This window comes from Polynucleobacter sp. AP-Capit-er-40B-B4, assembly GCF_018882245.1.
In the GTDB taxonomy this organism is placed as follows: Bacteria; Pseudomonadota; Gammaproteobacteria; order Burkholderiales; family Burkholderiaceae; genus Polynucleobacter.
In genome coordinates, this window is sequence record NZ_JACVOV010000002.1 from 413,905 (window position 1) to 438,107 (window position 24,203).

The window sequence follows — 24,203 nt, forward strand, 5'->3', positions numbered from 1 at the left end:
GTCTACCAGCCTGATGCCTTGCTTAAACCGCTTTATAGATACTTAATAGACACAAAAGGTAAAGAAAATGTCGATGTCCGACCGCGATGGCTTTATTTGGACTGATGGGAAGCTTATTCCTTGGCGTGAGGCCAATGTTCACGTGTTAACACACAGCCTACACTACGGCATGGGCGTGTTTGAGGGCATTCGAGCCTATAAAACCCCCCAAGGAACAGCCATTTTCCGCCTTCCGGAGCACGTAAAACGCCTGTTTAATGGAACTAAGATTTTCCAAATGAACATGCCTTACAGCCCTGAAGAGGTCACCAAGGGCATTATCGACACGGTAAATAGCAATAAGCTGGAAGCCTGCTATATCCGCCCAATTATCTTTATCGGCTCCCAAAAGCTGGGAATCTCCCCAAAAGGGAACAGCATTCACACCTCAATCGCTGCCTGGGAGTGGGGTGCTTATTTGGGTGAAGATGGCCTAAACAAGGGGATTCGCGTAAAAACCTCCTCTTTTACCCGCCACTTTGTTAACTCATCCCTAGTGCGCGCTAAGGCTTCTGGCTACTACATCAACTCCATTTTGGCCAATCAGGAAGTTACTGCCAATGGCTATGATGAAGCGTTATTGCTTGATACCGAAGGTTATGTTTCCGAAGGATCCGGCGAAAACCTCTTTATGGTTCGCAATGGCATCGTATACACACCAGACTTAGCCTCTTGTTTGGATGGCATCACACGTGATTCCATCATTCAGATTGCAAAAGACCTCGGTTACGAAATTCGTGAAAAACGCATTACTCGTGACGAAGTTTATTCTGCTGACGAAGCATTCTTTACTGGCACTGCCGCTGAAGTAACTCCAATTCGCGAACTGGATGATCGCACTATTGGTGATGGCAAGCGTGGCCCGATCACTGAAAAAATTCAGAAGACATATTTTGATGCGGTTTACGGCAGAAACGATCAATACAAATCTTGGCTCACCTACGTAAAGTAACTTCGGTAATCAGGAACAGCATATGACTCAAGCTCAAGTTGTGATGGTGGATGGCAAAGACTTGCCGTTACATTGCCCCACCAATAAAACACCAGCATGGAACTCACATCCACGCGTTTTCTTAGACATTACTAAAACCGGTGAAGCGAAGTGTCCTTATTGCGGCGCAGAGTACAAACTCATTCCCGGCACTGAGCCACACGGTCACTAAGCCTTATCAGCGCCTCCTGGTGAGGCGCTGAGTCGGGATACATTACATGCACGGTATTCTGATCATCGCCCCAAACTGGATTGGGGATGCAGTAATGACACAGCCTTTACTGGCGTCTCTCAAAGCACAATATCCAGAATCAAAAATTGATGTACTAGCCAGTACTTGGGTTGCCCCAATCTATCGCGCCTGCTCTGAAGTACATGAAGTCATCGAAGCAAAGTTTGAGCACAAACAATTGCAGTGGGGCTTACGTAAAGAATTAGCTAACAAGCTCGCGCTAAAAAAATATCAGGCGTGTTTTATATTACCTAATAGCTTGAAGTCAGCGCTGATTCCTTGGCTTGCTAATATTCCCTTTCGAATTGGATATCGCGGTGAGTTGCGCTTTGGCTTAATTAACGTAGCACTAGATAATCCAAGCAAAGTAAATCGGCCGCCGATGGTTGAGCACTATCTTGCATTGAGTCAGCTTTTAAATGGTGAGCAGACTTCACCAGCTACTGACAATCTCACGCCAAAGTTAAATGTATCTTCGATAGCTACCCAATCAGTACAAGCAAAATTAAAAAATATTCATATTGATCAGGCGAATATTTATGTAATGTGCCCTGGCGCAGAGTATGGCCCAACCAAACGTTGGCCAACTGGCCACTTTGCGGAATTGGCGCAAATCATTGTTACCCACAACCCAAACAGTCAAATCATCCTTTTGGGCGGCAAAGGCGATCACTCTCTCGCCCAAGAAATCGAAGCTAAAGTCAAATGCGATGGTCATATCCATAACTGGTGTGGCGACACCTCTCTTGATGAAGCCATTGCCCTAATCGGCATGAGTAAAGCAGTCATCAGCAATGACTCCGGCTTAATGCATGTTGCGGCTGCCCTCAAAACCCCGCAAGTTGCCATTTTTGGTTCGAGTGATCCAGCCCATACCCCACCACTGTCAGACAAAGCTCAAGTCATTTGGTTAAACCTACCTTGCAGCCCATGCCATAAGAGAGAGTGCCCCCTGGGACACCTTAAGTGCTTAAATGACATTTTGCCGGCACAGGTATTCGCTACACTGAGTACATTGCAGCCTTAAACCAGGAAAAGTAAGCCATGCCAAAACTTGCCAGACTCTTTCAAAATGCAGATGATGTTGTTGAGGCGTGGCGTGATGCACTGAGCCATCGTGACGTGCAAAGCGCTCTGGATATTTGGTTGGATGACGATTCCATTACCTGCGTTCTACCTGAAGGGCATCGCCTGACAGGTCATGCAGAAATTCGCGAAGGCTTGGAGCGACTGCTTGCAAAGCAACCTCTTTTTCTAGAGCCTATCGCATGCATTAGCCACTCTGTACTGGGCGCCGCGGTATATGACACTACTGAAGCAGTACATTTACGGGCGGATCAAGTTGAAGCAGAATTTTTCCTCAACATCACACTAGTACTTCTGCAAGATAGTCAGGGATGGCGCATTGCACACTTACACGCAAGTCATTCCACCGAAGAAACCTTCGACGCACCCTCCACACCACACGGCCTGCATTAAACACTATGGATGATCAAGTACTACGGTCACTGATGAAGTGGCCAAATGTGCCTGATTGCTTCGGTTGGCTTGCACTAGATCGTCGCGGCCAATGGCGGATGCGCGATGAGTTTGCCCAACAAAATCGTCTTCCAGGACAAGTGATTAAACATGTCGCTCTTAATGACTTTATTGCTCGCAACTATGCAGGCGATGAACTCGGAAGGTATTTTTTTCAAAATGGTCCGCAGCGCGTTTTTATTACGCTAGATGCCACCCCCTGGATTGCGCGCATTATCCCGAATGCTCAAGGCGATCTATTTCTTACTCAATGTCATAACGTCATTGACCCAGATTCAGCCCTAAGCGATGAAAATGGCAATATTTATATTGTTGGGAAAGTGAACCTAACAATTTATGACAGCAGCAACAGTGGTGATGAAAATAGGCAGTTTCTCAAAAGAGAAACTCAAGCAATTGCTCTTTTGCACGATCACGATCTAGATCATTTTTCTGAGCTGGCCAAACTTCGCGAAGAGGCCTGTAGTTTTGGGGGATCCTGGACTTGGCAAGGAAAGCAGCTGCCACTAGACCCCATACATTCCCAAGAGTTAGCTACACGCTTTCGTTACCAAGCTACACCGCAACCTTAACCGGGAGCTTGCTTACCCTGCTCCTTGAGCTCATCTTGATATTGCCTCTGCATTTCACGCAAACGAGCATCAATACTGGAGCCCTGGTAAAAATCGGCCCCACCAGCTGAGCGAGCAATACGAAGTTGTTCAATTGCTGAAGGCCACGCCCCCTCGAGTGCATATTTTTCACCTAGTGCGTAATGACGCATTGGGACATTTCCAGCCTGATCATAAGACTTGGATAATAAGCTCCACCACACAATTTCATTAGGCTGAGATCTTGTTCGCGCCTTTAGCCAAGTAATCGCATCATTGGTACGACCGAGTCTTAGTTCAGCATTAATCATTGCCGCGCCTGCTGCATAAGATTGTGGATATGCACGCAAAGTGGCTTGGGCAATTTGAAGTGCTTCTTCACTTTTACCTTTAGCCAAAGCTAATTCAGAAGCGGTGACATCCAACGACAGGCTCTGCCTTTGGATCGGCGAGCCTGGCGCACTGGCCTTCTGGGCTAAGTTACGCGCTTGCTGAAGATTGGATTCGGCTTGATCAATTTTTCCCTGACGCTGAGCGATGAGAGCTAAGCCATAGAAACCTTCTAACTGTTTTCCAACTTGAGGCTGCTTACTCAAGCTATCAAAAGTATTTTTTAAGTCATAGAGTCCACTCGAGCTACCGGCCTGCTCCATGCGCGCTCGCGCCTTGATGAAATAAAACTCAACGGAGCTAGGCACGTTGCGCGTTGCCACAGTCCGCGCCCGATCTTGCATATCAGCAATACGATCTGTTGTTAAGGGGTGGGTGCGTACGTAGGCAGGCACGCCTTTATCCATAATGCCAGTAGCCTTTTGTAAACGCTGGAAAAAACCTGGCGCACCATTTACATCGTAACCACTAGCTTCCAGAATCTGAAAGCCAATACGATCAGCTTCACGCTCAGCATCTCTTGAATAAGAGAGTTGATTATTGATAGCAGCTGCTTGGCCGCCCTGCATGAGCCCCGCTGCAGCTTGTGGATTACGAGACATTGCTAAGGCGCCAAGCACCATGCCAGCAATCGCAATCATTGTATTGGTAGCCTGCTTATCCATCTGACGAGCCAGGTGACGCTGTAATACGTGGCCCGTTTCATGCCCCATGACTGAAGCTACCTCAGAATCGGATTCTGCACTCACAATCAGGCCCGTATGAAAACCAATAAATCCTCCAGGCAAAGCAAATGCATTAATGCTGCTGTCCTTAACAGCAAATACCTCGAAGTTATAAGCTCCACTACCCTGCTCGTTTGCGCCTCCAAGCTGTAATTTTTTTGCAGCCTGTAATAAGCGTCGCTCCATCTGATTGAGAAAATCATAAAGAGGTAAATCATTTGAATAATCAGGGTCAGGACGAATCTGGCGCATGATCATTTCGCCATATTTACGCTCATCCACTCGACTTAAGGCATCGCCGCCTGGATCGCCCATATCTGGCAAAACAATTGTTGGCTGACTGCGCAAAGGGCTTCGTGTTGGGGCATTAGCCGGACGCGCATCGGGTGACTGCATAGCTCTGCCAATATTCTGAATAGCAGCAGAATTACCCTCTACAGAAACGTCCCCTGTAGGAGTTGCAGCATAGGCAGGGAACCCAGAAAAAGTTAGTCCCAACGTTAACCAAACGGCTAAAGTGCGGTACAAAAAAGTGGTTTTTGGATCTGACTTTATGTCTTGCATCTCTATATGGTAAAACTTATCCCATGAACAAACTAACTCATTTTGATACCAGCGGGCAAGCCCACATGGTAAACGTTGGCGATAAGCCTAACACCCATCGTATAGCTATAGCTACCGGCAAGATCACCATGCTTCCAGAAACCTTCAAAATGGTCGAAGCTGGTACCCATAAAAAGGGTGATGTACTGGGTATTGCCAGAATTGCCGGCATTCAGGCATCTAAGAGAACATCAGACTTGATTCCTCTTTGCCACCCATTAGCGCTCACCCACGTCAGCCTGGAGTTTCAAACCAACTTCCAAGACAGCAGCATTACCTGTGAAGTGAGAGCAGAAACTACAGGGCCCACTGGCGTAGAGATGGAAGCCCTCACCGCAGTCCAAGTTGCCCTACTCACAATCTACGATATGTGCAAAGCCGTAGACCGTGGCATGGTAATGGGTGATGTGAAACTGCTTGAGAAGAGTGGTGGTAAGAGTGGGGAGTGGAAGGCGGGCTGATCCCGCGCTCCATTCACACTACTTATCTTTTACTACAAAAGAATATAAGACACATAAAACTGCTGCAACCAATCCGGTAACAATAGCTTCGCCCGAAAAGGCGGCTGGATGAGCAACAAAATCAGATGTAGTTGTTGCCAATCCAGTCAATGCTCCAGTGGAATAACGGTTATGCAGCCATTTTTTGGACTCTATAAACGATAGGCAGACCATGACACTGCCAGTAATGCAGCCGGTTCTCAGGGCCGTCTCCCAGTGCGCCAAAGTAATTACGTTCAAATTACCTTGAGCCATAACAAATAAGCAAGCAGGAGTTGCCTCAGATAGACGCCGAAGAAAGATCACTATTTTTTCTTTAATCATCCCTCACTCTCCTTGATTAATAAAATGTAGCCTCATCTTAATCTAGGCACCAGAACTTGCATGGGAAACAGACACCCCGAACCGTCTTATTTTCTTACTTAGCTATTCTGCATTCAGAAGGCAGTAACTGAGAAATCAAGTTAGTTTCCGTTGATCTACATGACCATCCACCAGACCATGTTGAACCCTCTGGCTTTGACAGGTCCAATGGCTTAGGAGCATTAGCATCGGGCTCATTTGTTGGAATAAGGTGCAAAGTGTTCTTACCTTCTGGCGCCACGCTCACTTGGTAATCAATGGCAATTGCTCCCGATGGAGTAATTTCAATCAACTTAACGCTGCGAGTTGGTGTAAATGTAAAGGCCCCATGAGTTGCCTCATCCATCAGCACAGTTCCACGGCTTGCAAAAGCTTCTGTTACGGCCAGCTTAGCGCTGGACGATAAATTCATACCTTCCACAACACGACTTCGAGCAATATAGTCTTGGTATTGGGGCACCGCTACTGCAACTAAGATGCCAATAATGGCTACGACAACCATCACCTCAATCAAGGTAAATCCAGACTCTGATGTTTGATCTTGATGGGTTTTTATATTTTCGAATTGATTATCGATACTCTGCATATTTCTGGCTCCCGAGGTGAAATACCTCATGATCCAGTCTACGCCTTTTGCATTCAAGTGGCGCAGGAAATGAAAAAGCCGGCTATGAAGGCCGGCTTTTTCTGATTCATCTGTAAGAAAATCAATGTGCTTTTGCTGCGTTCTTTTTCTTCAAATAAGTGCCTACCAAAATCACAATAGCGACACCAATTACCTCAAACGCAAGTTTTGCATCGCCTAAGGCGGCTTGAATGCTGTCTTTGATAGCAGGATCATCCACCAACATTCCACCAGCCAGCAGACCTAAAAGGCCAGCACCCAAAGTAATAATGATTGGGAAACGTTCCATTACCTTCAACAACATGGCGCTGCCAAAAATGATCAATGGAATAGACATACCCAAACCAATAACCAACAAGAGCAAACGAGTCTCTTCTGGACCTTTTTGCGCTGCAGCTGCAACAGCCAATACGTTGTCCAAACTCATTACTAGGTCAGCAATCAAGATCGTACGAATAGCAGCCCAGATACTAGTCTTAGCTTCCATATGCTCTTCGCCACCGCTATCAGATAAAAGCTGGATACCGATATAGAGCAATAACAAACCGCCAACAATCTTTAAGTACGGCAAAGTGAGCAATGCTACTGCTGTGATGGTGAGCACTACACGTAAAACAATTGCGGCAGCACTACCCCAGAAAATCGCTTTCTTTTGTTGTGCCGGTGGCAAATTACGTGATGCCAAGGCAATCACAACTGCGTTATCGCCAGATAGCAAAATATTTGCAACGATGATTGATAAAAGCGCCGCCCAAAAGGTGGCGTCAGAAAATGCTGAAAAATCCATGGTGTCTCCTACGTTTCTCTTATGTTTTATTTTATTTTTAACTACTGGGTACTACAAAAAAGGATGCTGTTTTAGCAGCACCCTTTTCCAAAACACTAATTACAACATGGCTTTCAATAAAGCAGCCATTTCTGATGGATTCTTTGTGACTTTGAAGCCACATTCTTCCATTACAGCTAATTTCGCATCCGCAGTATCAGCACCGCCAGAAATCAACGCGCCTGCGTGACCCATACGCTTGCCTGGAGGCGCTGTTACGCCAGCAATAAAGCCAACTACTGGCTTTTTCATATTGTCTTTGCACCAGCGAGCAGCTTCCGCTTCATCTGGACCACCGATTTCACCAATCATGATCACAGCATCTGTCTCTGGATCTTCATTGAACATTCTCATGATGTCGATATGTTTCAAGCCATTGATTGGGTCGCCACCAATACCTACTGCTGTGGACTGGCCTAAACCAATTGCTGTCAACTGACCAACCGCTTCATAAGTCAATGTACCGGAACGGCTAACAACACCAATACGGCCTTTCTTATGAATGTGGCCAGGCATGATACCGATCTTAATTTCGTCTGGGGTGATGATGCCTGGGCAGTTAGGGCCAAGCAATAAAGTCTTCTTGCCGCCAGCAGCTTCTTTTGCATGCATCTTGTTACGGACTTCAAGCATGTCGCGCACAGGAATACCTTCAGTAATACAGATCACAAAGTCGAGGTCAGCCTCAACCGCTTCCCAAATCGCTGCAGCAGCACCAGGAGGCGGAACATAAATTACAGAAGTTGTTGCACCAGTTTGCTGAGCAGCTTCTTTAACAGTCGCATAAATTGGAATGTTAAAAATAGACTCTCCAGCTTTTTTAGGATTTACGCCGGCAACGAAACAATTCTTGCCGTTTGCGTATTCCTGACATTTCTCAGTATGGAACTGACCTGTCTTACCAGTAATACCTTGTGTAATGACTTTGGTGTTTTTATTGATCAAAATAGACATATTGAAATTCCTGGATTATTTGTTTTTGGCAACAGCAGCAACTACCTTAGTAGCGGCTTCAGCCATTGAATCGGCGCTAATAATTGGCAAACCAGAGTCCGCAAGAATCTTCTTGCCCAACTCTTCATTTGTTCCCTTCATACGCACAACCAAAGGTACTGTGAGGTTTACTGCTTTACATGCAGTAACAACACCGTCTGCAATCACATCACAACGCATAATGCCGCCGAAGATGTTTACCAAGATTGCTTCAACACTCTTGTTCTTCAACATGATCTTGAATGCTTCGGTAACTTTTTCTGCTGTAGCGCCGCCACCAACGTCCAAGAAGTTTGCTGGTTCGCCGCCAAACAACTTAATAGTGTCCATAGTGGCCATCGCCAGGCCTGCGCCGTTCACTAAACAGCCGATATTGCCGTCGAGAGAGATGTAAGCGAGGTCAAATTTTGAAGCTTCGATTTCTGCAGCATCTTCTTCATCGATATCGCGATAAGCAACGATCTCTGGATGACGGAACAATGCGTTTGGATCAAAGTTGAACTTGGCATCCAAAGCCTTGATCTTGCCATTACCTTCAAGAATTAATGGGTTGATTTCAACCAATGAAGCATCGGTATCCCAGTAAGTCTTGTAAAGGTTTTTGAATACGTCGCGTGCCATAGGAATAGACGCCTCAGGAACGCCAATACCTTTCGCAACGATGTCGCAATCCGCATCTGTCAAACCAATCATTGGATCAACAAATACTTTGATAATTTTTTCTGGATGAGATTCAGCAACTTCCTCAATATCCATACCGCCTTCGCTAGAAGCCATGATCACATTCTTTTGTGTGCCACGATCTGTAACGATACTGAAGTAGTACTCTTTTTTAATATCAGCGCCATCTTCAATTAAGAGGCGATTTACTTTTTGACCTTCTGGTCCAGTTTGATGCGTCTTGAGCTGCATGCCCAAAATTTCAGAAGCATATTTCTTTACTTCGTCCATGCTTCTCGCCAACTTCACGCCGCCGCCTTTACCGCGACCGCCAGCATGAATCTGCGCTTTTACAACCCATACTGGGCCACCTAATTTTTCAGCAGCTTTAACTGCCTCATCAACACTAAATGCAGGAATGCCGTTAGGAACAGGCACATTAAATTGGCGAAGGAGTTCTTTGCCTTGGTACTCGTGAATTTTCATAATTACTCCGAAACGGTATCTTTTTTAGCAAGCGATGAGGATTAGTAAAACCGATGTTGCCTTGATCCCATGCTTACCCTAGAAATAGCTAAATTAGCCAATTTTGAATAAATGTGAGCGGCTTGACCGACTCCATAAGTCTATCATGCTGCAACGCCGCAAATAGCGTTGCCTGATCCGTAATTGCCCTAATCAGGGGTCTGACCGCCAATGACCTTGGCAACAATCTCCGACCCAAATCCCTTGGAAGCCAGAAACCGATACTGTCTTGCTTTTTCCTTTTGGTCCTGGGGGCGAACACCGTATTTTCTAGCCCAAAGATCAAAAGCGCGCTGAAATTCGGTCTCTTTGAGAGCCACAAGGAGTTTTGCCGACTGCTTGGAATCAACGCCAGCCTTTTCAAGCTCATCGGCAATCTTTCTCGTGCCATACCGCTCGCTACGGCGACGAACCAAAGCTTCTGCAAAACGCTCGTCAGACAACCAGCCACGAGCCTCAAAATCATCCAAGACCGCCTCAATCTGGGTATCCCTCGATTCTGGGGTTTGTTCCGCCTGCGCTCCACCTAACTTACCCCACCTGGCCTCTGATTCAGCCAATTTAACGGCTAAGCCCTTGCGGCTATATTCCCGCTGCGACAAAAGGCGCAAAGCCCGAGCTTTGAGGCTCGGGCTTTGTTTGACTTTTTTATTGCTCGTTAATTCTGACATTCAATTATTCAAGAACTTATTCGACTTCCTCTTCGCTCAGCACATCAGTAACCACTGCTGAACCAGATTTAACACCTAATTTCTCACGAATTTTTGCTTCAATATCTTTGGCAATAGCTGGGTTCTCTTTCAAGAACTCACGCACATTATCTTTGCCTTGACCAATGCGGTCGCCGTTGTAGCTATACCATGAGCCTGATTTTTCAACGAGGTCTGCCTCGACACCCATATCAATAATTTCACCCTCTCTAGAAATGCCAGCACCGTACATGATGTCAAAGATAGCTTCGCGGAATGGAGGAGACACTTTGTTCTTAACAACCTTCACACGAGTTTCATTGCCAACAACCTCATCACCTTTTTTGATGCTACCAATACGACGGATATCTAAGCGCATGGAGGCGTAGAACTTCAGCGCATTACCGCCAGTAGTGGTTTCTGGAGAACCAAACATCACACCAATCTTCATGCGAATCTGGTTAATGAAGATCACGGTAGTGTTGGTACGCTTGATCGCGCCAGTTAACTTACGCAAAGCTTGACTCATCAAACGAGCTTGTAGGCCTGGTAAAGAATCGCCCATGTCGCCTTCAATCTCAGCTCTTGGAACCAAAGCAGCAACCGAGTCAATTACGATCAAATCAATAGAGCCGGAACGAACCAATGCGTCAGCAATCTCTAATGCTTGTTCGCCAGTATCTGGTTGAGAGATCAAAAGATTATTTACATCAACACCAAGGCGTGATGCGTACTGCACATCCAATGCATGCTCAGCATCGATAAACGCGCAAGTGCCGCCAAGTTTTTGCATTTCTGCAATCGCGTGCAATGTGAGTGTTGTTTTACCGGAAGATTCTGGGCCGTAGATTTCAATCACGCGACCACGTGCGAGGCCACCAACTCCAAGAGCGATATCCAATCCGAGTGATCCACTAGAAACTACCTGAATATCTTCGCTAATTTCAGCATCGCCCAATCGCATGATTGAGCCTTTACCAAATTGCTTCTCAATTTGCGCCAGTGCTGCTGTTAGTGCTTTTTGCTTGTCTCCGCTCATTCCTTCAAATTCTGAAGAGGCTGATTTTCTTTTGTCATCCAAGGCCATTTTTGATTCCCTTTTCGCTATGTACTGGGCTTTTTCCCGAAGTTTTATCTACTGTGTAACAACTTAGGAGTTACTGTATATAAAAACAGTGGTATTTGCAAGCGACTTTTAAGCCGAATTTACGGATTTTTTACTAAGCTGCGTATGATTGGCTCGATCCCAATAGAAAAAGAGGGGGATGGCTACAGCCCAGACCACCCCAACGAGGATAAATCCAGTGATTTGACCGCCTGGACCCCAAGCTCCAGCCCCCATCCGAATACCCGCTTCGTAGGACATTGGACCTGCAATACCGCCTAAAACAGCCCCTAAAACAGGCCTGCCTCGCAACCAGCTCAAAGAACCATTGATGGTAGTTGCCACCAAAACCCACAAAACCCACATCCATAAGGGTGATAAATACGGTGATGGCCAGTCATCCCGAAAATCCAGATAGCCTAAATGCATGATGAGGGTGTCAGCCACCAAGCCAAAGATAAAAGCTTTGAGTAAAAGGCTAATTTCTGTTTTTGGGAAGGGTGAACGCCAGGCATGGAAGGCAATATAGGCCATGGTAGCGATAACCGCCCAAAGCACCTGTTTATTGGCTGCACCCAGTACACAGGCAAACCAACCAAGCTGGAAAATAACAAAGTTCCAAAATTTAGCCATACCCAGCACCCTAAGAAAAAGGCCACTGCCGAGGGGCAATGGCCTTTAGATTTGGTGGCGAATCAGGGATTTGAACCCCGGACCTGCGGATTATGATTCCGTCGCTCTAACCAGCTGAGCTAATTCGCCGAACTCGCTATTGTAAATGATCAGCATCCATCTGTCTAAAGGAAACAGAGGGGGCACCCCTACACCCTAATATAACCACTATTTAATCTGAAATGTGCTTACAGCCTCTTCTCGGCCATAAAGGACATTAAATTCAATTTTCTTAGCCAAAAAGAGCTTCTTTAGCACTTCGTCCTTATTGTCAAAAACAATTGCTGTTTGTTCCGGATAGTGGGAAAAAGGGTCGCTATTAACGTCCACCACAATCCCATCAATCTTGATCTGTTTAATAGAGCGCTTATAGAGTTTGTCTGGACGTATAAATATGAGTCGCTTTACATACTTGTCCAATACGAGCTTTTGCCCTTGCTCATTAATCTTATAGTAGTAGACCAACTCTTCTTTGCCATTGGCAGTCATGTCACGCTCTTCATCCCATTTGGCCAAAGCTGTTTGACTAATGAATAGACTCAAAAATAGAGTGGCAACTACTTTATAAAAGTGCATCATTTACTTTCTTCAATCGATACTTTCATCTTATCAGTCATTTTCATTTATGCGCCTCTTATCTATCTCCGTAGGAAAAGTTGCCCCATTGTTTGGCAACCATCACCCTGACTACAAATCTGTTGCCTCAGCAATACGCAAGAAAGTAGTGAGTGATTTAGAAAATCCTGCCTCTGTTGAAATTAATAAGCTTGGCATTAAGGGTGATGAGCAGGCAGACTTATCGGTACACGGCGGCATTGAGAAAGCAATTTATGTTTATCCTGCAGAACACTATGCGTTCTGGAATGAACTACTTACTCGCGAGACGAAACAGCCTGTGCATTTAGAGCATGGCGCTATCGGTGAAAACTTTACCATTAAAGGCTTGCTAGAAACCGAGGTTTTTGTTGGCGATCGACTGCAAATTGGAGATTTAGAATTTTCAGTTGTGAAGCTGCGTGAACCCTGCTTTAAATTTAACGCTGCGATGCGTTACAAAGGCGCTGCAAAAGCTATGCTGCAGTCTGGCTTTAGTGGCTGGTATTTACGGGTATTGAAAACTGGAACAATTTCTGCTGGAGCAGAAATTGTACTCATCCCAGGCCCAAGAGAAACTTCTATCGCCCAACAAAATCAAAAGCTTCTAAACAATCGCAATCAAAAAGATTTGTGGGAATAAAAAAACCCGACCATTTCTGATCGGGTTTCTTATTTGTTACAGACTAAAGAAGCTTAGTCACGTGCGTAGATATCTACGTCTTTGGTTTCTTTAACAAACAGTGTACCGATTACCAATGTCATCGCAGCGATGATGATTGGGTACCAGAGACCGTAGTAAATGTTACCGTTTTGCGCAACCAAGGCAAAGGAGATCGTTGGCAACAAGCCGCCGAACCAACCGTTACCAATATGGTATGGCAATGACATAGAAGTGTAACGAATGCGAGTTGGGAACATCTCAACCAGCATCGCAGCGATTGGACCATAAACCATGGTTACCAAGATCACCAAATAAACCAACAAGAGCAATACAGCAACGTAGTTAATTTGTGCTGGATCAGCTTTAGCTGGATAGCCAGCAGCATTCAACGCATCACGAATTTGCTTCTTGAACTCAGCATCTTTAGCCTTCAAATCTGCTGGAGCCATCCCTTTTGCTGAGTAACCAGTGATTTCTGTATCACCGATCTTCACAACAGCTGTACCGCCGGCTGGGCCAGGGATTGTGCTGTAGCTTGCAGAGTTAGACGCCATCACTTGTTTTGCGATATCGCAAGAACTTGTGAACTTCGCAGTACCTGTTGGGTTGAACTGGAATGTACATTCGTTCACGTCAGCAGTAATAGTTGCTGGTGAAGTTGCCATTGCCTTTTCTAACGCTGGGTTAGCAAAGTGAGTCAAAGCATTAAATACGGAAACTGGTGTATTTGGGATGTAAGTAATGATTGCCAAGAGCAAGCCGCCCATGATGATCACTTTACGGCCGATCTTGTCAGACCATGCACCAAATACTACGAAGAACGGTGTGCCAATTACCAATGAAGCAGCAATCAACAAGTTCGCAGTCTTAGCATCTACTTTCAACACTTGTGTGAGGTAGAACAAAGCGTAGAACTGACCTGTGTACCAAACCACCGCTTGACCTGCAACCAGACCAAACAATGCCAAGATAACAATCTTCAAGTTCTTCCACTGACCGAATGACTCGGACAAAGGAGCTTTTGACAATTTACCCTCTTCTTTCATCTTCTTGAAAGCTGGAGACTCATTCATGGACAAACGAATCCATACAGAGATCGCCAACAATGCGATAGAAGCGATGAAAGGAATACGCCAGCCCCAAACATCAAAGTCTGGACCAGTGAATTCACGTGTGAACAAAATCACGAGCAAGGAGAGGAACAAACCTAAAGTAGCAGTTGTTTGAATCCAAGCTGTGTATGCACCACGACGACCGTGAGGAGCATGTTCTGCAACATAAGTAGCAGCACCACCGTACTCACCGCCCAAAGCCAAACCTTGAAGCATACGCAATGCGATCAAGATAACTGGAGCAGCAACACCGATAGTTGCGTAGTTAGGCAGAATACCTACGATGAAGGTTGCGCCACCCATTAACAGGATGGTGACCAAGAACGTATATTTACGTCCGATCAAATCGCCTAAGCGACCAAACACCAACGCGCCAAATGGACGCACGATGAAACCAGCAGCAAACGCTAACAAAGCGAAAATGAAGGCTGAGCCTGCATCTAAGCCTGAGAAAAACTGCTTGGCAATAACGGCAGCCAAAGAACCGTAAAGATAAAAGTCGTACCACTCAAAAACCGTACCTAAAGAGGAAGCAAAAATAACTTTGCGTTCTTCAGCGGTCATTGGGGCTGCTTTAGTTGATGTTGACATCAGTAGCTCCTAACTATTTTTATTAAATAAAAAACAACGGGTCGATTATGCTTTGAAAAAAACCAAAGAAATCCACTAGTTAGGGTAATTCCCCATCAAATTAACTCGGGGTTTTCCCGAGAAATGTGGATTTGATGCAACGCATTTAAGCCATGATGAGGCAAGGGTTAAGCACTAATTTAAAGCGGCACGCCCAGGTGAGGTGCATTTCTGTAAATCAGAGTGCAACCCATCAAAAACACACTTGTTGTACTTCGTTTTAATTGATCTAGAAGTAAGTAAAAAGGCATAGCAAAAAAATGCCGCCAAATAATCAATAAACAAGGAGCAAGGCAAATGAAAAGACGTGACTTTTTAGGTAAGGCTGCAGTTGGCGCAGCCGCAGGCGTATTGGCTGCACCAGCAATTGCACAATCCATGCCAGAAGTGAAGTGGCGCTGTGCATCCAGTTTCCCCAAAAGCTTAGACACTATTTATGGTGGTGGTGAATTTATTGCCAAACGGGTGGCAGCGCTAACCGATGGCAAGTTTCAGATTCGCATCTTCGGTGCTGGCGAAATCGTTCCGGCATTCGGCACAGTTGATGCAGTGCAGCAAGGCACAGTGGAATGCACACATACTGCCGGCTACTATTTTGTTGGCAAAAATAAAACTTTTGCTTTTGATACTACCGTCCCATTTGGCATGAACCAGCGCCAACAAAATGCTTGGATGTACTGGGGTGGTGGCTTGAAACTGCAACGCGAGTTCTTGCGCGACTACAACATCATTTCTTTCCCAGCAGGTAACACCGGAACCCAGATGGGCGGCTGGTTTAAAAAGCCTGTAAAAACCGTTGCGGATCTTAAAGGTCTCAAAATGCGTATCGCCGGACTTGGCGGTGAAGTGATGTCTCGCCTCGGCGCAATTCCACAACAAATCGCTGGTGGTGATATTTACCCAGCCCTTGAAAAAGGTGTGATTGATGCTGCTGAGTGGGTCGGTCCATACGACGATGAAAAATTAGGCTTTTACAAAATTGCCCCCTACTACTACTACCCAGGATGGTGGGAGGCTTGCTCGATGTATTCCATGTACGTCAACATCAAGGAATGGGAAAAGTTACCAAAGCAATATCAAGAAGCATTGGCCTCAGCATGCGCCGAATGCAACATCGACATGATGGCTGAATACGACTACAAAAACCCAATCGCCTTACAAAGCTTAATTAAGAATGGTGTCAAGTTGCAGTCTTACTCCACAGAAATTATGAAAGCCGCATCAAATGCAGCCTTTGAAATGTATGAGGAAGAGGCTGCCAAGAATCCATCGTTCAAGAAGATTTACGAGCCTTGGAAGAAATTCCGCAACGATCAAATGCTGTGGAACAAGGTTGCCGAACAAACCCTCATGAGCTTCATGCTAACTAATCCTGTCAAATAAACTTTAAGCGAGTAACTGAAATGCCAAAACAATTTTTAGTTTTTGCAAATTTCGTTGATCGCCTAAATGACCGTTTTGGAGTTTTAGCAAGCTGGATGGTTCTTATCGCCGTACTGGTTAGCACTGCAAATGCGCTAATCCGGTACGGCTTTAACATCAGCTCAAACGGTTGGTTAGAAGCGCAATGGTATTTGTTTGCTGGCATGGTGATGTTTGGTGCAGCCACCACATTTCGCCTGAATGAGCACGTGCGTGTTGATGTGCTCTATGCCTTATATCCCAATAAAGTACGCCTCTGGTTGGACTTTTGGGGGGGAATTATTTTCTTCCTACCAATGACCATCATTATTGGCTACTACTCTTGGGAATTTTTTATTACCTCGGTAATTCAAAACGAAACCTCGAGCAATCCAGGCGGTCTTATTCGTTGGCCCGTGCGCGGCATCATTACTTTGGGATTTTTCTTATTAACACTCCAAGGTATTTCAGAAATCATCAAGCGCTACGCAGCCATTATTGGCATGATTCAAATCGATCCTAAATACGAAAGACCTCTCCAATGATTAGCCAAGATTTAATGGCCCCCATCATGTTTGGGGGTCTCATTGTATTTTTATTAATTGGATATCCTGCAGCGTTTTCTCTTGGCGCCGTTGGCTTATTCTTCTCTTTCATCGGTATTGAGATGGGCATGTTTCAGCCCACCTTCTTGCAAGCATTACCTGACCGGGTATTCGGCATTTTGTCGAACGATCTTCTACTCTCTATCCCATTCTTTACCTTCATGGGTGCCATTCTGGAGAAATGCGGATTAGCAGAAGATATGCTCGAAGGATTAGGTCAGTTATTTGGCCCGATCCGTGGTGGCTTAGCCTATGCCGTCATCATTGTTGGCGCGATTCTTGGTGCTATTACTGGAACTGTGGCGGCCTCTGTTATTGCGATGGGATTAATTTCTCTTCCAGTGATGCTTCGCTACGGATACAACCCGCGTGTTGCTACTGGTGTGATAGCGGCATCAGGCACGATTACCCAACTCATTCCGCCATCACTCGTTTTAATTGTGTTGGCTGACCAGTTAGGCAAATCTGTTGGCGATATGTATGCTGGAGCTATTGGACCATCCATTATCCAAGTAGTCCTGTTCTGCTTATTCATCTTCTTCCTGTCAATTTTTAGACCGCAGGATGTACCGGCACTACCGCCAGAAGCGCGCCCAAAAATTGACTGGAAACTACTCCGAAAGATTTTGTGGGGAATCATCCCTTCCATCGCACTCATTTTCTTAGTGCTTGGAACTATCTTGATGGGTCTTGCTACACCTACCGAAGGTGGCGCGATGGGCTCAGTTGGTGCTTTAATTCTCGCTGCTATGAACAAGCGTCTACAAAAGCCCTTGGTCTGGGAAGCAATGACTTCCACTATGCGCATCAATGCCATGGTGATCTTCATTCTGATTGGCTCCACTGTCTTTGGCTTGGCATTCCGTGGTGTGGATGGAGACCTTTGGATTGAGCATCTCTTGTCAGGTCTACCAGGCGGTCAGGTTGGCTTCTTAATTGTGGTGAACTTGTTTGTCTTCTTCTTAGCCTTCTTTTTGGATTATTTTGAAATTGCTTTCATCATCATTCCATTGTTGGCTCCGGTTGCAGAAAAGCTCGGCATTGACTTAATTTGGTTTGGCGTTCTTCTTGGAGCCAATATGCAGACCTCTTTCATGCATCCGCCATTTGGATTTGCATTATTCTATTTACGAGGTGTGGCACCGAAATCACTAAAGAGCTCCGATATTTATTATGGAGCCCTGCCGTGGGTTGGCCTGCAACTGATTCTGGTAGCGATCATTATTTTTATCCCAGAAACAGTGACCTACTTTGTAGATAAGCCAGCTGTTGCAATTGATGCCAATGGACCATCTATTGATCCACTGGCCGGAGTCGAACAAAATGAAATTACCGTAGACTCCAGTGCAGATATCGAGCGGCAATTGCGAGAAAATAAATAGCTATAACAAATAGCAAAATAAAAAATAGAGGGGATTTACGATGCAAGCAAAGTGGGGTATTCGGGGGATGGCGGTAGCACCGCACTCTCTCGCTTCTGAATCAGCTTTAGCAGTTCTTCGTGAGGGCGGCAATGCATTAGAAGCAATGGTGGCGGCTGCCGCTACCATTGCCGTTGTCTACCCCCATATGAACTCCATTGGTGGCGACTCTTTTTGGGTCATTCACTCACCCGGCAAGGCCATGGGCGGTATCGATGCTTGTGGCGCTGCTGCTGGCCTAGCTACCAAGCAATGGTATGCGGAGCGCGGTATTACTAAAGCAATTCCTTTTAGAGGATCGATTGCTGCAAATACGGTTGCCGGAACGATCTCAGGCTGGGGCGCTGCTCACAAACTTTCAAAGCAAGGTTTAGGTGGCAAGATTCCCTTATCCCGCCTATTGGCTGATGCAATTCATTACGCAGAAGCAGGTGTGCCTGTTACTTATAGTCAGTCTAGTTTGACAGAAAAGAAACGGAAAGAGTTAAGCCCGATTCCAGGATTTTCCGAAACATTTTTGGTTAATGGCAAAGCACCTTCGGTTGGCAGCATCTTTAAGCAAGAGCGTCTTGCGAAAACTTTGCGACAAATTGCAGAAAAAGGAACGGATGATTATTACCGCGGCGATCTTGCTCAATTACTTGCAAAAGAATTAACTGATATTGGCAGTCCTTTGCGTTTAGATGATTTGCAACGTCATCACGCAAAACTCATTGATCCTCTTGAGCTAAAACATAGTCTGGGCAAGGTATACAACATGATTCCGCCTACCCAAGGCGTTGTCTCCTTAATGATTATTGGCATCTTGGATCAGCTGAACTTAAAACGTTTCAAAGTTGATAGCCCAGAGTATGTGCATCATTGCGTTGAAGCTACCAAGCAGGCATTTAAGATTCGTGATCAATTTGTCACGGACCCTGCGTATATGACTAAGAATGCGCAGTCTTTCCTGGCGCCTGCATTCCTGAAAAAACTTGCTAAGAATATCGACCCCAATAAAGCTTTACCTTGGGGCCAAGGCAAAGGACCAGCAGATACGATTTGGATGGGCGTCATTGATGGCGATGGCAATTGCGTTTCGTTCATACAAAGTATTTATCACGAGTTTGGCGCTGGAATTGTGCTGCCAAAATCTGGTGTGAATTGGCAAAACCGTGGTTGCAGTTTTTCACTTGATCCAAATACACTCAATCATCTTGAGCCCTATCGCAAACCATTCCACACGTTGAATCCGGCGATGGCTTTATTCAAGGATGGTCGTTCTATGGTTTATGGAACTATGGGTGGTGATGGTCAACCGCAAACGCAATGCGCAGTCTTTACTCGCACTGCCACTTACGGCTTAGACCCACAAGATGCTATTAGCCGTCCACGCTGGTTGCTCGGTCGCACTTGGGGTCAAACGAGCGATAGCTTAAAACTTGAGTCTCGCTTTAGTCCTTGGGTTGCAAAAGAACTGCATGCCTTAGGTCACGAGATTGAAATGCTCGATGCATTTGATGAAACGGTAGGGCATGCGGGTTGCATTATTCGCGACCCATCGGGTACTTTGCGCGGAGGATGGGATCCTCGCAGCGATGGTGCGGTTAGCGCGTTTTAGTAATAAACATTTTAGGCACGCGCAGATCCCAATAAATAGCGGCTGCGCGTAGCCCAAAAATACCGAGCATACAAATCACAGAACCTTCAACTACATACTGTGGCAAGAAGTTCAGCACCAAAACATAAGCAACGCAACCCAAGGTCACCGGTATCGCATAGAGTTCATGCGACATGATTAACGTTTTTCTGCCGGCAAGCACATCACGCAACAGGCCACCACCGATCGCAGTAATTAACCCCAAGATGACTGGTGCAACAGGTAAGCCAAAATCCATATTCCATGCTTTATCCGCACCCTGAATTGCAAATAGTGCAGCACCAAAACCATCGATGTACAACATCCAGCGATAAATTTGCGGTTGGGTAAAAAAAGATTCTGCGAAAAATGTCAGCACGCTTGCACCTAAGGCAAGCCATACATATATTTGATTGGCTGACCAAAAAGTGGGAACTTCTAAAATAATGTCGCGAATAGTCCCCCCACCAATTGCGGTAATCAATCCGAGAACCAAAACACCAAACAGATCCACACCACGATCTGCAATGGCCAAAACCCCCGTGACGGCAAAGGCCATGGTTGCAATGATGCCGATCCAGAAACTAATCTCTTCCATAGCAATGAGTCTAAAGCACTTTGCTTGAGCCCTAACTTAAATGACCATTCTGAATATACTGTTAGCTATGAGCTCAGATAAGGTATTGATATGACCCCCAGGCTATACAGCTTTTGGCGCAGCTCTGCTGCCTTTCGTGTGCGTATCGCCCTTAACCTTAAGGGCATGAACTACGAAACCATTCCAGTTCACCTCAGTAAAAATGGTGGAGAGCAACTGGATGAGATCTATAGCAGCAAAAATCCTAATCGCTTGGTGCCTTTATTTGAAGATGACCATAAAAGTATTCATCAATCTTTGGCAATCATTGAGTATCTTGAAGAAGTTCAGCCTGAGCTAGCACTTCTCCCTAAGCTTGCGATTGATCGAGCTTGGGTGCGGTCTGTTGCAATGGATATCACCAGCGACATTCATCCGATTAATAACGTTCGCGTACTGCGGTACCTCATCAAGAAACTTGGTATTAGCAGTGAATCTAAAGATGAGTGGTACCAGCACTGGGTCAAAGTTGGACTAGAGAGCATTGAAAAACAATTAAGCAATGACTCTAGGGTGGGGATGTTTGCCTACGGCGATCAACCAGGCTTGATTGATATCTGCTTAGTGCCTCAGTTATTTAATGCATTAAGCGCAAAAGTAGATGTGAGAGCCTACCCCACACTCATGAGCATTTTTCATGAATGTATGAAGTTGCCTGCTTTTATTGATGCATCCTGGGAAAACCAAATCGATGCGGAAGGTTTAAACCCTATTGCTCCACCAAAGAAATAATGAGAGCGTGAGCAAAGAGCTCACTGTTGTGATCAGTACCACTCTAGAAATAATGCTGCCATCAGCCTTGTAATACTGGGCCAACATAAAGGGTCCCGTGCCAGTGGGGAGCGCACTCAAAATCACAATGGCGCTTACCCATAAATCAGACAAGCCCAATATCGGACCGGCAATCATCCAGGCAATCAATGGCTGCAGAATTAATTTTGCCAAACTAATGCCCCATGCTCTTATTGGAGCAGCAGTACTTTTTTGCATCAGAAACAAACCAATCGAAACCAAAGCGCATGGCGTAGAAGCAGCCGCTAAAAATGAAATGACTTGGGCAACTGGATCATACAAAGTGAATTCGCTAGAAGCCCATGCCAAACCAGCAACTGGAGCAACCAGCAATGGATTCGTGCATAAGGATTTAGCGACACTCCATCCGATCTCATGCGACTTCTTGTGCGACAAGATACCAATCTCAATAAATACTGTTGCCAAGGCAAACATCACGAACACAATAAAAGTGGAGATAATGGCTGGAGCCAGCCCATCTTGCCCAAGAGCAAGTGCACACAATGGAATGCCCATGTATCCAGTGTTTGAATAAGAGGCGCTGAGGCCATCAAAGCTGGCGGCCGCTAAGTCGCGGTGACGTATCCAGCTCACTAAAAGCACTAAGGCAAAAACAATTAAGCAGCTCAGAAAAAACGCAGCGATAAAACCTGGTTGCCACAATGTTTGCCAGCCGCTATTAGCGGCAAAGTTAAAGAGTTGTGCAGGCAAAGCCAACCAAACAACAAATCGATTTAACTCAGTTGATGCATTGATGCCCAACTTGCCAGTGCGCCCACCAAGATACCCAATCAGAATGAGTAAAAAGACAGGCAGGACTACATTAAATACGTAGAGCAAAATTCAACTGTGGTTAGGAAATCTTTTTCAGCGTCTTGGCGTAACGCTGTGCATTTTTAACGTAACGCCCAGCGATGTCGTGAATGCCAGCGATTTGCTCTGCAGTCAGCTCTTTCACCGCTTTTGCTGGAGTGCCTAAAATCATAGAGCCGTCCGGAAATTCTTTTCCTTCGGTCACCAGAGCGCCGGCGCCCACTAGGCAGTTTTTGCCAATCTTGGCGCCATTCAAAATCACTGCGCCAATACCAATTAAGCAGCCATCGCCAATCTGGCACCCATGCAGCATTACCTGATGTCCAACAGTGACACCCTTACCAATAATGAGCGGGTAGCCAGGATCGGTATGCAAAATAGAGGCGTCTTGCACATTGCTACCTTCGCCAACTTGAATGAGATCGTTATCGCCACGGATAACAACTTTGGGCCAGATGCTCGCATCTTGATGGAGTTCAACTTTACCGATCACTTCTGCGCTCTCGGCAACCCAAGCGCCCTCCGCTAATTGAGGGGCATTTCCGTCTAGTTCAAATATAGCCATGACTCATTATAGGTATGAATCAGGCTATAGATGAACAGCCTTGCACTAAAAATCCATTACCAGTTAGGTTCGCGATCAGGTGTTGAGGAAATGCGATGCACACTTAAATCAGCGCCCTCGAACTCCTCTTCTTGAGACATACGAATACCTAAGGTCGCCTTCAGGGCGCCGTATACGACAAAACCACCGATCAGTGCGATACCTACACCTAACGCGCTACCAATCAGCTGCCCGCTAAAAGTGATGCCACCGAGACCACCAAAAGCTTTGGTACCAAAAATACCTGCGGCTAGACCGCCCCATAAACCGCACAAACCGTGCAATGGCCAAACACCAAGAACATCGTCTAACTTCCAGCGGTTCTGAACCAAGGTAAACATATATACAAACAATCCACCAGCAACTAAACCAACAAACAAAGCGCCAAGCGGGTGCATTAAGTCTGATCCAGCACAAACTGCTACCAAGCCAGCGAGAGGGCCGTTATAGGTAAAACCTGGATCGTTTCGGCCAACTACCCAAGCAGCTAATGTGCCACCAACCATCGCCATTAAGGAGTTCATTGCAACCAAGCCACTGATCTTGTCGATTGTTTGCGCGCTCATCACGTTAAAACCAAACCAACCTACCGCCAAAATCCAAGCACCTAAAGCCAAGAAAGGAATGCTTGATGGTGGATGAGCAGAAATTTGACCTTCTTTTGTATAGCGACCACGGCGAGCGCCCAAAAGAATAACAGCCGGCAAGGCAATCCAGCCGCCCACTGCATGCACCACAACTGAACCAGCAAAGTCATGGAACTCTTCGCCAGTTAAGCCTTTAATCCAAGCCTGAATACCATAGTGTTGATTCCATGCAATACCCTCGAAGAAGGGATACACAAAACCAACCAAGATAAAAGTGGCAATCAGCTGAGGATTAAATTTAGCGCGCTCTGCAATGCCGCCTGAAATAATTGCCGGAATAGCTGCAGCAAAAGTAAGTAAGAAGAAAAACTTCACTAACTCATAACCATTCTTCTCGGCGAGTAACTCTGCACCAGAGAAAAAGTTCACGCCATAAGCAATGCTGTAACCAATAAAAAAATACGCAATCGTTGAGACTGCAAAATCCACCAAGATTTTTACCAAAGCATTCACTTGGTTTTTCTTGCGAACAGTTCCCAACTCTAAGAACGCAAAGCCGGCATGCATGGCAAGAACCATGATTGCACCGAGCAAGATGAATAAAGCATCGCTACCTGTTTTCAAAGTTTCCATGAAATTTCCCCTCTTATTTTTTGCA

General features: G+C 45.7%; 27 protein-coding genes and 1 tRNA gene. 12 read left to right on the forward strand and 16 right to left on the reverse strand.

Annotated features, from left to right (window positions below; translation table 11 throughout):
* Nucleotides 1-67 precede the first annotated feature (67 nt).
* The 5 genes from ICN19_RS07040 to ICN19_RS07060 are packed head-to-tail and all read left to right on the forward strand — an operon-like array spanning nt 68 to nt 3,373.
* Nucleotides 68-991 carry a branched-chain amino acid transaminase gene (locus ICN19_RS07040; RefSeq protein ID WP_216246540.1) on the forward strand — a complete coding sequence of 308 codons (924 nt, stop codon included), beginning with the start codon at nt 68-70 and terminating at the stop codon, nt 989-991.
* 22 nt (nt 992-1,013) lie between these two features.
* Nucleotides 1,014-1,202: a zinc-finger domain-containing protein gene (locus ICN19_RS07045; protein WP_215360214.1), complete on the forward strand. Its 189-nt coding sequence runs from the start codon at nt 1,014-1,016 to the stop codon at nt 1,200-1,202.
* 46 nt (nt 1,203-1,248) lie between these two features.
* Nucleotides 1,249-2,289 carry a lipopolysaccharide heptosyltransferase II gene (gene waaF, locus ICN19_RS07050; RefSeq protein ID WP_216246541.1) on the forward strand — a complete coding sequence of 347 codons (1,041 nt, stop codon included), beginning with the start codon at nt 1,249-1,251 and terminating at the stop codon, nt 2,287-2,289.
* A gap of 17 nt (nt 2,290-2,306) precedes the next feature.
* The gene (locus ICN19_RS07055) at nt 2,307-2,741 is read left to right on the forward strand and encodes a nuclear transport factor 2 family protein (protein ID WP_216246542.1); all 435 of its coding nucleotides are present in this window, start codon (nt 2,307-2,309) and stop codon (nt 2,739-2,741) included.
* A gap of 32 nt (nt 2,742-2,773) precedes the next feature.
* Entirely contained in the window at nt 2,774-3,373 is a 600-nt protein-coding gene (locus ICN19_RS07060) for a DUF2946 family protein (protein WP_370625165.1), read from the forward strand.
* Here ICN19_RS07060 and ICN19_RS07065 read toward each other — a convergent pair.
* On the reverse strand, nt 3,370-5,070 hold the full coding sequence (locus ICN19_RS07065) for a M48 family metalloprotease (protein ID WP_216246544.1): 1,701 nt from the start codon (nt 5,068-5,070) through the stop codon (nt 3,370-3,372). The two genes, ICN19_RS07060 and ICN19_RS07065, sit on opposite strands and share 4 nt — an antisense overlap.
* 23 nt (nt 5,071-5,093) lie before the next feature.
* Between ICN19_RS07065 and moaC the strand changes: the two genes are divergently transcribed.
* Nucleotides 5,094-5,570, forward strand: a complete 477-nt coding sequence (gene moaC, locus ICN19_RS07070) for a cyclic pyranopterin monophosphate synthase MoaC (RefSeq protein WP_216246545.1) — start codon at nt 5,094-5,096, stop codon at nt 5,568-5,570.
* An 18-nt stretch (nt 5,571-5,588) separates the two neighbouring features.
* On the opposite strand, the gene ICN19_RS07075 is transcribed toward moaC, so the two are convergent.
* The 10 genes from ICN19_RS07075 to ICN19_RS07120 form a co-directional block, all read right to left on the reverse strand.
* Nucleotides 5,589-5,933, reverse strand: a complete 345-nt coding sequence (locus ICN19_RS07075) for a hypothetical protein (RefSeq protein WP_216246546.1) — start codon at nt 5,931-5,933, stop codon at nt 5,589-5,591.
* A gap of 94 nt (nt 5,934-6,027) precedes the next feature.
* Nucleotides 6,028-6,558: a pilin gene (locus ICN19_RS07080; protein ID WP_216246548.1), complete on the reverse strand. Its 531-nt coding sequence runs from the start codon at nt 6,556-6,558 to the stop codon at nt 6,028-6,030.
* 121 nt (nt 6,559-6,679) lie between these two features.
* On the reverse strand, nt 6,680-7,384 hold the full coding sequence (locus ICN19_RS07085; RefSeq protein WP_216246550.1) for a TerC family protein: 705 nt from the start codon (nt 7,382-7,384) through the stop codon (nt 6,680-6,682).
* A gap of 99 nt (nt 7,385-7,483) precedes the next feature.
* Nucleotides 7,484-8,377 (reverse strand): succinate--CoA ligase subunit alpha, encoded by an 894-nt coding sequence (sucD, locus tag ICN19_RS07090; RefSeq protein WP_216246552.1) that lies wholly within the window; start codon nt 8,375-8,377, stop codon nt 7,484-7,486.
* A 15-nt stretch (nt 8,378-8,392) separates the two neighbouring features.
* Nucleotides 8,393-9,562, reverse strand: coding sequence for an ADP-forming succinate--CoA ligase subunit beta (gene sucC, locus ICN19_RS07095; protein ID WP_216152419.1), 1,170 nt, complete (start codon nt 9,560-9,562; stop codon nt 8,393-8,395).
* Nucleotides 9,563-9,750: 188 nt separating this feature from the next.
* Nucleotides 9,751-10,272 carry a recombination regulator RecX gene (gene recX, locus ICN19_RS07100; protein ID WP_216246553.1) on the reverse strand — a complete coding sequence of 174 codons (522 nt, stop codon included), beginning with the start codon at nt 10,270-10,272 and terminating at the stop codon, nt 9,751-9,753.
* A gap of 16 nt (nt 10,273-10,288) precedes the next feature.
* Nucleotides 10,289-11,377 carry a recombinase RecA gene (gene recA, locus ICN19_RS07105; protein WP_216246556.1) on the reverse strand — a complete coding sequence of 363 codons (1,089 nt, stop codon included), beginning with the start codon at nt 11,375-11,377 and terminating at the stop codon, nt 10,289-10,291.
* Nucleotides 11,378-11,485: 108 nt separating this feature from the next.
* Entirely contained in the window at nt 11,486-12,028 is a 543-nt protein-coding gene (locus tag ICN19_RS07110; protein ID WP_216246557.1) for a DUF2878 domain-containing protein, read from the reverse strand.
* Nucleotides 12,029-12,080: 52 nt separating this feature from the next.
* Nucleotides 12,081-12,157, reverse strand: a tRNA-Met gene (locus ICN19_RS07115).
* Between the two features lie 78 nt (nt 12,158-12,235).
* Nucleotides 12,236-12,646 (reverse strand): hypothetical protein, encoded by a 411-nt coding sequence (locus ICN19_RS07120; protein ID WP_216246559.1) that lies wholly within the window; start codon nt 12,644-12,646, stop codon nt 12,236-12,238.
* A gap of 46 nt (nt 12,647-12,692) precedes the next feature.
* Here ICN19_RS07120 and ICN19_RS07125 point away from each other — a divergent pair, with 46 nt between their 5' ends.
* Nucleotides 12,693-13,304: an MOSC domain-containing protein gene (locus ICN19_RS07125; RefSeq protein WP_216246561.1), complete on the forward strand. Its 612-nt coding sequence runs from the start codon at nt 12,693-12,695 to the stop codon at nt 13,302-13,304.
* A 53-nt stretch (nt 13,305-13,357) separates the two neighbouring features.
* Here ICN19_RS07125 and ICN19_RS07130 read toward each other — a convergent pair whose 3' ends face one another.
* A complete protein-coding gene (locus tag ICN19_RS07130; protein ID WP_216246562.1) occupies nt 13,358-15,028 on the reverse strand; it encodes an MFS transporter in 1,671 nt (556 codons plus the stop codon).
* 336 nt (nt 15,029-15,364) lie between these two features.
* Between ICN19_RS07130 and ICN19_RS07135 the strand changes: the two genes are divergently transcribed.
* Genes ICN19_RS07135 through ggt form a run of 4 tightly spaced genes read left to right on the forward strand, consistent with a single transcriptional unit; the run spans nt 15,365 to nt 20,094 of the window.
* Nucleotides 15,365-16,450: a TRAP transporter substrate-binding protein gene (locus tag ICN19_RS07135; protein WP_216246564.1), complete on the forward strand. Its 1,086-nt coding sequence runs from the start codon at nt 15,365-15,367 to the stop codon at nt 16,448-16,450.
* A gap of 20 nt (nt 16,451-16,470) precedes the next feature.
* A complete protein-coding gene (locus tag ICN19_RS07140; RefSeq protein WP_216246565.1) occupies nt 16,471-17,013 on the forward strand; it encodes a TRAP transporter small permease subunit in 543 nt (180 codons plus the stop codon).
* On the forward strand, nt 17,013-18,455 hold the full coding sequence (locus tag ICN19_RS07145) for a TRAP transporter large permease subunit (protein WP_370625182.1): 1,443 nt from the start codon (nt 17,013-17,015) through the stop codon (nt 18,453-18,455). Before ICN19_RS07140 ends, ICN19_RS07145 begins: the two co-directional genes overlap by 1 nt.
* A gap of 40 nt (nt 18,456-18,495) precedes the next feature.
* Nucleotides 18,496-20,094, forward strand: coding sequence for a gamma-glutamyltransferase (ggt, locus tag ICN19_RS07150; protein WP_216246569.1), 1,599 nt, complete (start codon nt 18,496-18,498; stop codon nt 20,092-20,094).
* Here ggt and ICN19_RS07155 read toward each other — a convergent pair.
* Nucleotides 20,081-20,710, reverse strand: coding sequence for a trimeric intracellular cation channel family protein (locus tag ICN19_RS07155; RefSeq protein WP_216246572.1), 630 nt, complete (start codon nt 20,708-20,710; stop codon nt 20,081-20,083). The genes ggt and ICN19_RS07155 overlap by 14 nt on opposite strands.
* A 90-nt stretch (nt 20,711-20,800) precedes the next feature.
* Between ICN19_RS07155 and maiA the strand changes: the two genes are divergently transcribed.
* A complete protein-coding gene (gene maiA, locus ICN19_RS07160) occupies nt 20,801-21,481 on the forward strand; it encodes a maleylacetoacetate isomerase (protein ID WP_216246573.1) in 681 nt (226 codons plus the stop codon).
* Here maiA and ICN19_RS07165 read toward each other — a convergent pair.
* From ICN19_RS07165 to ICN19_RS07175, 3 genes are read right to left on the reverse strand one after another with little or no spacing between them, the layout of a single operon-like run.
* The gene (locus tag ICN19_RS07165; protein WP_216246574.1) at nt 21,452-22,381 is read right to left on the reverse strand and encodes an AEC family transporter; all 930 of its coding nucleotides are present in this window, start codon (nt 22,379-22,381) and stop codon (nt 21,452-21,454) included. The genes maiA and ICN19_RS07165 overlap by 30 nt on opposite strands.
* A gap of 13 nt (nt 22,382-22,394) precedes the next feature.
* Nucleotides 22,395-22,919, reverse strand: a complete 525-nt coding sequence (locus tag ICN19_RS07170) for a gamma carbonic anhydrase family protein (protein ID WP_216246575.1) — start codon at nt 22,917-22,919, stop codon at nt 22,395-22,397.
* Nucleotides 22,920-22,975: 56 nt separating this feature from the next.
* Nucleotides 22,976-24,178: an ammonium transporter gene (locus ICN19_RS07175; protein WP_216246576.1), complete on the reverse strand. Its 1,203-nt coding sequence runs from the start codon at nt 24,176-24,178 to the stop codon at nt 22,976-22,978.
* Nucleotides 24,179-24,203 lie beyond the last annotated feature (25 nt).